Consider the following 10538-nt stretch of genomic DNA (forward strand, 5'->3'; position numbering starts at 1 on the left):
CGAGCTGGCGGTCCTGCATCGCGATGTCGATGGGACGCCCGAGGGTGTCGGCCAGCTCGGCGACGACCGGCGCGACGAGGTCGCGGTCCCGGCCCAGCACCACCACCAGGTGTTGCGGCGCCAGCTTGGCGACCGCGTGCAGGCAATGCGCCAGCATGCTGCGCCCGCCGATGGTGTGCAGCACCTTGGGGACGTCCGAGCGCATCCGGGTTCCGGCCCCCGCCGCCAGGACCAGGACCGCTGTCTCACCGTGAGCCGTCATCTATGCACCTCTTCTATGCACCTCTTCGCCGCGAGTGTGCGTGTTTGTCCGCCGACACGCCGTTCAGCGTGTCATTATCCGCACGCTCGGGGCAAAAGCGCGGTGGAAAAGGTACAGCAAACGCCGAGCTCCGTCGCCAGGACTCGAACCTGAACTCTCAGAACCAAAATCTGATGTGCTGCCGATTACACCACGACGGATTGGTTGCCCAACGCGCCTGTGACTCTAGTGCAGCCCGATACCCTGTACTCCGTGGCAGTTGCGGACAAGGAGGTGCGGGCGCCGCGCGCCCGGATGACCGGCAGCGAACGCCGGCAGCAGCTCATCGGCATCGCGCGGTCGCTATTCGCCGAGCGCGGCTACGACGGCACCTCCATCGAGGAGATCGCGCAGCGCGCCAACGTGTCCAAACCGGTCGTCTACGAGCATTTCGGCGGCAAGGAGGGCCTGTACGCCGTCGTCGTCGACCGGGAGATGTCGGCGTTGCTGGACGGCATCACCTCGTCGCTGACCAACAACCGCTCCCGGGTGCGCGTCGAGCGGGTGGCCCTGGCGCTGCTGACCTACGTCGAGGAGCGCACCGACGGCTTCCGGATCATGACCCGCGACTCGCCGGCGTCGATCAGCTCCGGCACCTACTCCAGCCTGCTCAACGACGCCGTCAGCCAGGTCAGCTCGATCCTGGCCGGCGACTTCGCCCGCCGCGGCCTGGACCCCGACCTGGCCCCGCTCTACGCCCAGGCCCTGGTCGGTTCGGTGTCGATGACGGCGCAGTGGTGGCTCGACGTGCGCGAACCCAAAAAGGAAGTGGTCGCCGCACACCTGGTCAACCTGGTGTGGAACGGCTTGACCCACCTGGAGGCCGATCCGCGGCTGCAGGACGAATAACGAGTGGCAGCAACGCTTTTCACAGTGCTGCCGGCGCCGCATAGAATAGCCGCATCATGACCGCAGCGGGGCCGGCATCCCCAGACACCCCGATCGCGGGGCTCGTCGAATTCGCGCTGACGGCATCCACACTCTCCGGGCTCACCGAGCGTGCCGCTGATCGGCCCGACGAGTTGACGCTGGTCGGACCGGCCAGCGCGCGGCTGTTCGTCACCAGCGCGCTGGCCCGCGTGGGCCCGCTGCTGGTGGTCACCGCCACCGGCCGGGAAGCCGACGACCTGACCGCCGAGCTGCGCGGCGTCTTCGGCGACGCGGCCGCGATGTTCCCGTCCTGGGAAACGCTGCCGCACGAACGGCTCTCGCCGGGCGTCGACACCGTCGGCGCCCGGCTACTGCTGCTGCGCCGGCTGGCTCACCCCGACGACACCAGGCTGGGCCCGCCGCTGCGGGTGGTGGTCACCGCGGTGCGCTCGCTGCTGCAACCGATGACGCCGCGACTGGGCCACGTCGAGCCGCTGACGCTGGCCGTCGGCGACGAGGTCGGGTTCGCCGACGTGATCGCCCGGCTGGTCGAGCTGGCCTACACCCGGGTCGACATGGTCGGCCGGCGCGGTGAGTTCGCGGTCCGCGGCGGCATCCTGGACGTCTTCGCCCCGACCGCCGAGCACCCGGTTCGCGTCGAGTTCTGGGGCGACGAGGTCGCCGAGATGAGGATGTTCTCGGTGGCCGACCAGCGAACTATCCCCGAGATCGGCGTGGCGACGCTGGTGGCGGTGCCGTGCCGGGAACTGCTGCTCACCGGAGAGGTGCGGGCGCGGGCGGCCGAGCTGGGGGCGGGGGATCGGGACAACGCGGTGGCCGACATGCTGGCCAAACTCGCCGAAGGCATTCCGGTCGACGGCATGGAGGCGCTGTTGCCGGTGCTGCGGCCCGGCGAGCTCGCGCTGCTGACCGACCACCTGGCCGAGGGCACCCCGGTGCTGGTCTGCGACCCGGAAAAGGTCCGCACCCGCGCGGCGGACCTGATCACCACCGGCCGCGAGTTCGCCGAGGCGTCCTGGTCGGTGGCCGCGCTGGGTTCGGACGCGCCGATCGACGTGGAGCAGCTCGGCGGCTCGGGGTTCGTCGAGTTCGACGAGGTGCGGGCTGCGGCACGGCAGTCCGGGCATCCGTGGTGGACGCTGTCCCAGCTGTCCGGCGAGTCGGCGGTCGAACTCGACGTCCGCGCGACGCCGTCGGCCCGCGGGCGGCAGGGCGCCGTCGACATCGACGGCATCTTCGCGATGCTGCGTGCGCACGTGATGAGCGGCGGGTACGCCGCCGTCGTCGCACCCGGGACCGGGACCGCGCACCGGGTGGTCGAGCAGCTTGCCGAATCCGACACGCCCGCAACGATGTTGGAGCCCGGCGCAGCGCCCGGGCAAGGTGTCGTCGGGGTGCTCAAAGGCCCGCTGCACGACGGCGTGATCGTTCCCGGCGCGAACCTCGTCGTCGTCACCGAGACCGACCTGACCGGCAACCGGGTGTCGGGTCCCGACGGCAAACGGCTGGCCGCCAAGCGGCGCAACACCGTGGACCCGCTGGCGTTGACCGCCGGCGACCTGGTGGTGCACGACCAGCACGGCATCGGGCGGTTCGTGGCGATGACCGAGCGCATCGTCGGCGGGGCCCGGCGCGAATACCTGGTGCTGGAGTACGCATCCGGCAAACGAGTGCAAGCGGCCGACAAGCTCTACGTGCCGATGGACTCACTGGACCAGCTGTCGCGCTACGTCGGCGGGCAGGCCCCGGCGCTGTCCCGGCTCGGCGGCAGCGACTGGGCCACCACCAAGACCAGGGCCCGCAAAGCCGTCCGGGAGATCGCCGGCGAACTGGTGGCGCTCTACGCTAAGCGGCAGGCCACCGCGGGCTACGCGTTCAGCCCGGACACCCCCTGGCAGGCCGAGCTGGAGGATGCGTTCGGGTTCACCGAGACCGTCGACCAGCTCACCGCGATCACCGAGGTGAAGGCCGACATGGAGAAACCGGTGCCGATGGACCGGGTGATCTGCGGCGACGTCGGCTACGGCAAAACGGAGATCGCGGTGCGGGCGGCGTTCAAGGCGGTGCAGGACGGCAAGCAGGTCGCCGTGCTGGTGCCCACCACGCTGTTGGCGGACCAGCATCTGCAGACCTTCGCCGAGCGGATGGCCGGCTTCCCGGTGAGCATCAGGGGGCTGTCGCGGTTCACCGACGCCACCGAGTCCCGCACGGTGCTCGACGGGATGGCCGACGGCAGCGTGGACATCGTGATCGGCACCCACCGGCTGCTGCAGACCGGAGTGCGGTGGAAAGACCTGGGCCTGGTGGTCGTCGACGAGGAGCAGCGGTTCGGCGTCGAGCACAAGGAGCACATCAAGAGCCTGCGCACCCAAGTCGACGTGCTGACCATGAGCGCCACCCCGATTCCGCGCACGCTGGAGATGAGCCTGGCCGGCATCCGGGAGATGTCGACGATCCTCACCCCGCCCGAGGAGCGCTACCCGGTGCTGACCTACGTCGGCCCGCACGACGACAAGCAGATCGCCGCGGCGCTGCGACGTGAGTTGCTGCGCGACGGGCAGGCCTTCTACGTGCACAACCGGGTCAGCTCCATCGACGACGCCGCCGCGCGGGTGCGGGCCCTGGTGCCCGAAGCCCGCGTCGTCGTCGCGCACGGACAAATGCCCGAGGACCTGCTGGAACGCACCGTCGAAGGATTCTGGAACCGCGACTACGACGTTCTGGTGTGCACCACGATCGTGGAGACCGGCCTGGACATCTCCAACGCCAACACGCTGATCGTCGAGCGCGCCGACACCTTCGGGCTGTCCCAGCTGCACCAGCTGCGCGGCCGGGTCGGCCGCAGCCGAGAGCGGGGCTACGCCTACTTCCTCTATGCGCCGCACGCCCCGCTGACCGAGACCGCCCACGACCGGCTGGCCACCATCGCGCAGAACAACGAGCTGGGCGCCGGTATGGCGGTCGCGCTGAAGGACCTGGAGATCCGCGGCGCCGGCAACGTGCTGGGCGTGGAGCAGTCCGGGCACGTCGCCGGGGTGGGCTTCGACCTGTACATGCGGCTGGTCGGCGAGGCTCTGGAGGGGTATCGGGCGGCGTACCGGGCCGCCGCCGACGGCACCACCGTCACCAGCCCCGAGGAGCCCAAGGAGGTGCGCATCGACCTGCCGGTCGATGCGCACCTGCCGCCGGACTACATTCCCAGCGACCGGCTGCGGCTGGAGGGCTATCGACGCCTGGCCGCCGCCGGCGACGACGCCGGCGTCAGTGCTGTCGTGGACGAGCTGACCGACCGCTACGGCCCGCTGCCCGAACCAGCCCGGCGGCTGGTGGCGGTGGCGCGGCTGCGGTTGCGCTGCCGCGAGGCCGGTATCACCGAAGTGAACGCAGTGTCCGCGTCCACCTTGCGGCTGTCACCGCTGACCCTGCCGGACTCGGCCCAGGTCCGCCTGGCGCGGATGTATCCGGGTGCCCGATACCGCGCCACCACGTCGACGGTGCAGGTCCCGATCCCGCGCGCCGGCGGCGTGGGCGCACCCCGGATCCGGGACCTCGAACTGGTGCAGATGGTGGCTGACCTGGTGGCGGCGCTGCACGGGAAACCGCAGGGAGATCTCGACATGGCCGCCGTCGACGTGGGGGCGAGCAGACGGGAGCGAGGCGCATGACTGTCGTCCTGGTCGATCCGCGCCGCCCTTCGCTGATTCCGGTGGCAGCGATCGGATTGCTCACCGGCGAAGTCGCCTATACCGAGGAGATGCCGGTCGCGGTGCCGTGGTCGCTGCCCGCGGCGCGCCCGGCGCACATCGGCGACGACGCCCCGGTGCTGCTGTCCTCGGACCCCGGGCACCCGGCGGTCGCGGCGCGGCTGGCCGCGGGTGAGCGGCTGATCCGCGCGCCGGACCCGGCGCGCGGCCAACGGCTGGTCGACGCGGTCGCGATGATGGACACGCTGCGCACCGACGGCCCGTGGGAAAGCAGACAGACCCACGACTCCCTGCACCGGTTCCTGGTGGAGGAGACCTACGAGCTTTTCGACGCCGTCCGCAGCGGTGACGCGGACGCGCTGCGCGAAGAGATCGGAGACATTCTGCTGCAGGTGCTTTTTCACGCCCGCATCGCCGAAGACGCAGCGGCGCAACCGTTCACCATCGACGACGTCGCCGACACGCTGATGCGCAAACTGGGCAATCGGATCCCGGGAGTCCTTGCCGGCGAATCGGTTTCGCTCGAGCAGCAGCTGGCTCAGTGGGCGGAGCGCAAAGCCCGCGAAAAGAAGGCGAGGTTGCTGGATTCGGTCATGGACGACGTCGCGGTCTCCGCACCGGCGTTGGCTCTGGCCCAGAAGGTGATTGCGCGAGCCGGCCAGGCCGGGCTTCCAGAAGACCTGATCCCGGACACCGTCACCTCGGTGCGCGTGAGGATTGACAGCGACCCCGAAACCGATTTGCGGGCGGCTGTCCTGGAATTCATGGACACCTTTCGAGCCGCGGAGAAGGCGATCGCCGCCGAGCGCCGCGGATCCGGCGTTCCCCGGGAACTCGACGCCGGCCCGTCCGGTGCGTTCACCGAGTCGCAGTGGCGTGCTCACTGGCCGACCAGCGGATGTTAGCCAACCCGGCTGAACGGGGTATGCCGGATGGGGTTGCGGTTACCCCGCGACCTGGCCGGTTTGCGTGGGACGATGGTCGCAAGGACGTGGTTCGAGCGAGCCGAGGGAGTTCTGTGGCGCCGCTGCGTTGGCTGCAGACGATCGCCGTCATTGGTGCGACGGCGCTCATCCTGGCGGCGAGTTGCACCTGGCAACTGGGCACGCCGATACCCAGGGGCGTGCCGCCGCCCGCGGGCGATCCGGTGCCGCCGGTGAACACGCACGCCAGGGGCCGGCCCGCCGATCAGCTGTATCGGTGGGCGGCCGAGCGGGCCCCGAAGCTGGGCATCCCGGTCGTCGCGCTGGAGGCGTATGCCTACGCGGCGCGCGTCGCGGAGGTGGAGAATCCCCACTGCCATCTGTCCTGGACGACGCTGGCCGGCATCGGTGAGATCGAGAGCCATCACGGCACCTACCGGCACGCCACCATCGCACCCAACGGCGACGTGCGCCCACCGATTCGCGGCGTGCGCCTGGACGGCACCGGCGGCACGTTGCGTATCGTCGAGAGCGACGCGGGCGGCATGGGTGGCGATTCCCCGGCTGTCCGGGCGATGGGCCCGATGCAGTTCATTCCCCAGACGTGGCGGCTGTACGGGGTCGACGCCAACAACGACGGAGTCGTCAGCGTCGACAACATCGACGATGCGGCGTTGTCCGCGGCGGGCTACTTGTGCTGGCGTGGAAAGGATCTCACGACACCGATCGGATGGATCACCGCGTTGCGGGCCTACAACAATTCCGAACCGTACGCGCGCGCCGTGCGCGACTGGGCCACCGCGTACGCGGCGGGTCACCCGCTGTGAACAGGCTCTAGGCTAGGACCGCAGCGCAGCCGACGAAGCAAGGAGAAACCCAGTGCCGATAATCGAGCAGGTCGGAGCCCGCGAGATCCTCGATTCGCGCGGCAACCCGACCGTCGAGGTGGAGGTTGCTCTGGTCGACGGGACGTTCGCCAGGGCGGCGGTGCCCTCCGGGGCGTCCACCGGCGAGCACGAGGCGGTCGAGCTGCGCGACGGCGGCGACCGCTACGCCGGCAAGGGCGTCAAGAAGGCCGTGCAGGTCGTGCTCGACGAGATCGCACCGGCCGTCATCGGGCTGAACGCCGACGACCAGCGGCTGGTCGACCAGGCCCTGGTGGACCTGGACGGCACCCCGGACAAGTCCCGGCTGGGCGCCAACTCGATCCTGGGCGTGTCCCTGGCGGTGGCCAAGGCTGCCGCCGACTCGGCCGGGTTGCCGCTGTTCCGCTATGTCGGCGGGTCCAACGCGCACATTCTGCCGGTGCCGATGATGAACATCCTCAACGGCGGCGTGCACGCCGACACCGGCGTGGACATCCAGGAGTTCATGGTGGCGCCGATCGGGGCGCCGAACTTCGCCGAGGCACTGCGGTGGGGGGCGGAGGTATACCACGCCCTCAAGTCGGAGCTGAAGAAGCAGGGCCTGTCCACCGGCCTGGGCGACGAGGGCGGGTTCGCTCCCGACGTGCCCGGCACCGCGGCAGCGCTGGACGTGATCGGTGCGGCGGTTGAGTCGGCGGGTTTCACGCTCGGCGCCGACGTGGCGTTGGCTCTCGACGCGGCGGCGACCGAGTTCTACACCGCGGGAGCCGGTTACGGATTCGAGAGCAAGACGCTGACCGCGGGCCAGATGGCCGACTTCTACGCCGGGCTGCTGGACGCCTATCCGCTGGTGTCCATCGAAGACCCGCTCGCCGAGGATGATTGGGACGGCTGGGTGTCATTGACGACCGCGCTCGGGGACCGGGTGCAGATCGTCGGTGACGACATCTTCGTCACCAATCCCGAACGGCTGGAAGAGGGTATCGATAAGGGTGTGGCAAACGCGTTGCTGGTCAAGGTGAATCAGATCGGTACGTTGACCGAGACCCTCGACGCGGTGGCGCTGGCGCACCACAGCGGATACCGCACGATGATGAGCCATCGCAGCGGCGAGACGGAGGACACCACGATCGCCGACCTGGCGGTGGCGGCGGGGTGCGGGCAGATCAAGACGGGCGCACCGGCCCGCAGCGAGCGCGTCGCCAAATACAACCAGCTACTGCGCATCGAGGAGGCACTGGGCGACGCCGCCCGCTACGCCGGCGACCTGGCGTTCCCTCGGTTTGCACTGGAACCCAAGTAGCGCAGCCGATTACGATGCCCGAACCCAAACGGTCGGATCCTAAGCGGCGCCCACCGGCGTCGCGGCCGAGCCGGGCCGGGGATGCGGCCCGGGGCCGCCCGCGCAGGTCGGCGGCGGGCCGGCGGGGATCCGACGGCGCGCGGGCACAGCCGGAGTCCGTGGAGACCGTCAAGCGTGCCGTCGCCGAGTCGATCGAGCAGCGCGACCAGCAGCGCCTCGGCCTGACCGCGCGGCGCGCCGCCATCCTGGCGGCGGTGGTATGTGTGTTGACGCTGACCATCGCGGGCCCTGTCCGCACCTACTTCGCGCAGCGCACAGAGATGAAGCAGCTGGCCGCGTCGGAGCGTGCGCTGCGGCACCGGATCGCTGATCTCGAGCAGCAGAAGACGCGGCTGGCCGATCCGGCCTACATCGCGGCGCAGGCCCGCGAACGGCTCGGGTTCGTCCAGCCCGGCGACATCCCCTACCAGGTCCAGCTGCCGCCGACGACCGCGGTGCCTGCGCAGCCCGGCTCGCAGGCCGGCATCACAGCCAGTGGCGATCCGTGGTACACGGCGCTGTGGCGCACCATCGCCGACACCCCGCACGGTCCGCCCGCCGCCGTCCCACCCCCGCCGCCCGGTGGTTGACCGTGCCGACCTCGACGCGGTGGCGCGCCAGCTGGGCCGTGAGCCGCGCGGTGTGCTCGGCATCGCCTACCGTTGTCCCGACGGCGAACCGGGCGTGGTGAAGACCGCGCCGAGACTACCTGACGGGACGCCGTTTCCGACGTTGTACTACCTGACGCACCCGGTGCTAACCGTCGCGGCGGGCAGGCTGGAGTCGGCAGGCCTGATGGCCGAGATGACCGAGCGGCTGCGACGGGACCCCGACCTCGCCGCCGCCTACCGGCGAGCCCACGAGTCGTATCTGGCCGAGCGGGACGCGATCGAACCGCTGGGCACTTCGGTGTCCGCCGGCGGCATGCCGGACCGGGTCAAGTGCCTGCACGTGCTGATCGCGCACTCGCTGGCCAAGGGCCGCGGGGTGAACCCGCTCGGCGACGAGGCGTTGGCGGTGCTGGCCGGTGATCCGTCGACGGCCGGCATCCTGGTGCGGGGGGAGTGGGCATGACGCGCCGGCGACGATGCACAGCGCAGCGATGAGGTGGGGGTACCGCCCGCTTGCGGGGGAGAGCGGCGCAAGTGACTAGGGTCGCGGCAATTGATTGCGGTACCAACTCGATTCGGTTGCTGATCGCCGACTCGGTCGACGGGAGGCTGCGCGATGTGCACCGCGAGATGCGGATCGTGCGGCTGGGGCAGGGCGTCGACGCTACCGGCCGGTTCGCGGCCGAGGCGCTGCAGCGCACCCGGGTTGCGCTGGCCGACTATGCCGCCTTGTGTGCGGCAAACGGTGTCGAGCGGGTGCGGATGGTCGCCACGTCGGCCGCCCGCGACGCAGCCAACCGCGACGTGTTTTTCGCGATGACGGCCGAGGTGCTGGGTGTGAGCGCCGAAGTGGTCACCGGCGCTCAGGAGGCTGAACTGTCGTTCCGCGGCGCGGTCGGGGAATTGGACAGTGCTGGTGCACCTTTCGTGGTCGTTGACCTGGGCGGCGGGTCCACCGAGATCGTGCTGGGCAATTCGGCGGTGACGGCGAGTTTTTCGGCCGACATCGGCTGCGTGCGGGTGACCGAGCGGTGCCTGCACACCGACCCGCCGACCGCCAACGAGGTGGCCGATGCGCGTGCGGTGGTGCGTGCGCGGCTCGACGAAGCCCTGCGGGCCGTCCCGGTGGCGCGGGCCCGCACCTGGGTGGGTGTGGCCGGCACAATGACCACGATCGCAGCGCTGGCGCAGGATCTGCCGGCGTATGACGCTGCGGCCATTCATCTTTCGCGCGTCTGCATCGATCGGCTGTTGGACGTGTGCGACGGGTTGATCCGCATGACCGGCGCGCAGCGTGCCGCGCTGGGCCCGATGCACCCAGGCCGTGCGGACGTGATCGGCGCCGGGGCGATCATCGTCGAGGAGTTGGCGGTGGCGCTGCGCGAGCGGGCCGGTATCGACGAGTTGGTGGTCAGCGAGCACGACATCCTCGACGGCATCGCGCTGTCGATCGCCACATCTGCCCCATGAGTCACCGCACCGAGGGAATGCACGATGTGCCCGCCTCACAGCGACAACGTCACAGAGGGGTGGGCCCTGGGGATGATGGCCCCGGGGGATGGTGGCCCCGGGGGATGATCGCCCCGGGCGGGCCGGTCCCGACGTGGCTCACATTGGTGCACACCGGGGGCGGCCACGTCGCGTTGGTCACAACTGCCACCGGCGTCCCTGCGCCGGTCGGCACCCGAGGTGCCCGGCTCTGAGCGACAATTCTGGTAGCGCGGTGCTGCGAATGTGGTTGTCGCGCAGAGGCGGGCACGGCGCACATCGCCTCTTCCAGAGACCGGTGTTGCTGATGTGACCAGACAGCAATATTGGGATCGGGAGGTCTTCGGGTGCACGGCGCCGCGACAATGCCCTGGGTGGCGGTCGGGACCTGGGGTGGCGGTCGGGACCTCAG

The 10538-nt window shown here is 70.3% G+C and carries 9 protein-coding genes and 1 tRNA gene; 8 read left to right on the forward strand and 2 right to left on the reverse strand.

Annotation, left to right across the window (positions count from 1 at the left end; all coding sequences use genetic code 11):
- Window positions 1–262 (reverse strand): NTP transferase domain-containing protein (locus ABDW21_RS14560; protein ID WP_343710624.1); only part of this gene is annotated, 262 nt, incomplete at its 3' end.
- A gap of 128 nt (window positions 263–390) precedes the next feature.
- A tRNA-Gln gene (locus ABDW21_RS14565) sits at window positions 391–462 on the reverse strand.
- Between the two features lie 94 nt (window positions 463–556).
- Between ABDW21_RS14565 and ABDW21_RS14570 the strand changes: the two genes are divergently transcribed.
- The 8 genes from ABDW21_RS14570 (at window position 557) to ABDW21_RS14605 (ending at window position 10108) form a co-directional block, all read left to right on the forward strand.
- Window positions 557–1150 carry a TetR/AcrR family transcriptional regulator gene (locus tag ABDW21_RS14570; protein WP_343602605.1) on the forward strand — a complete coding sequence of 198 codons (594 nt, stop codon included), beginning with the start codon at window positions 557–559 and terminating at the stop codon, window positions 1148–1150.
- Window positions 1151–1206: 56 nt separating this feature from the next.
- Window positions 1207–4857, forward strand: coding sequence for a transcription-repair coupling factor (gene mfd / locus ABDW21_RS14575; protein ID WP_343602594.1), 3651 nt, complete (start codon window positions 1207–1209; stop codon window positions 4855–4857).
- Window positions 4854–5801, forward strand: a complete 948-nt coding sequence (locus ABDW21_RS14580) for a nucleoside triphosphate pyrophosphohydrolase (protein WP_343602595.1) — start codon at window positions 4854–4856, stop codon at window positions 5799–5801. The genes mfd and ABDW21_RS14580 overlap by 4 nt, the downstream gene beginning before the upstream one ends.
- Window positions 5802–5914: 113 nt before the next feature.
- On the forward strand, window positions 5915–6646 hold the full coding sequence (locus tag ABDW21_RS14585) for a lytic murein transglycosylase (RefSeq protein ID WP_343602597.1): 732 nt from the start codon (window positions 5915–5917) through the stop codon (window positions 6644–6646).
- Between the two features lie 52 nt (window positions 6647–6698).
- Window positions 6699–7988 carry a phosphopyruvate hydratase gene (gene eno / locus ABDW21_RS14590; protein WP_343602598.1) on the forward strand — a complete coding sequence of 430 codons (1290 nt, stop codon included), beginning with the start codon at window positions 6699–6701 and terminating at the stop codon, window positions 7986–7988.
- A 14-nt stretch (window positions 7989–8002) separates the two neighbouring features.
- Window positions 8003–8617, forward strand: coding sequence for a septum formation initiator family protein (locus ABDW21_RS14595; RefSeq protein WP_343602600.1), 615 nt, complete (start codon window positions 8003–8005; stop codon window positions 8615–8617).
- A complete protein-coding gene (locus ABDW21_RS14600; protein ID WP_343602602.1) occupies window positions 8610–9101 on the forward strand; it encodes a DUF501 domain-containing protein in 492 nt (163 codons plus the stop codon). The genes ABDW21_RS14595 and ABDW21_RS14600 overlap by 8 nt, the downstream gene beginning before the upstream one ends.
- 71 nt (window positions 9102–9172) lie before the next feature.
- On the forward strand, window positions 9173–10108 hold the full coding sequence (locus ABDW21_RS14605) for a Ppx/GppA phosphatase family protein (protein ID WP_343602604.1): 936 nt from the start codon (window positions 9173–9175) through the stop codon (window positions 10106–10108).
- Window positions 10109–10538 lie beyond the last annotated feature (430 nt).

This window comes from Mycobacterium sp. (assembly GCF_039583805.1).
Taxonomy (GTDB): Bacteria; Actinomycetota; Actinomycetes; order Mycobacteriales; family Mycobacteriaceae; genus Mycobacterium.

What these genes read in the sequence shown, in the direction of transcription:
- ABDW21_RS14570 (WP_343602605.1), top strand. Translation starts at nt 557, where the DNA reads ATGACCGGCAGCGAACGCCGGCAGCAGCTCATCGGCATCGCGCGGTCG.
- mfd (WP_343602594.1), top strand. Translation starts at nt 1,207, where the DNA reads ATGACCGCAGCGGGGCCGGCATCCCCAGACACCCCGATCGCGGGGCTC.
- ABDW21_RS14580 (WP_343602595.1), top strand. Translation starts at nt 4,854, where the DNA reads ATGACTGTCGTCCTGGTCGATCCGCGCCGCCCTTCGCTGATTCCGGTG.
- ABDW21_RS14595 (WP_343602600.1), top strand. Translation starts at nt 8,003, where the DNA reads ATGCCCGAACCCAAACGGTCGGATCCTAAGCGGCGCCCACCGGCGTCG.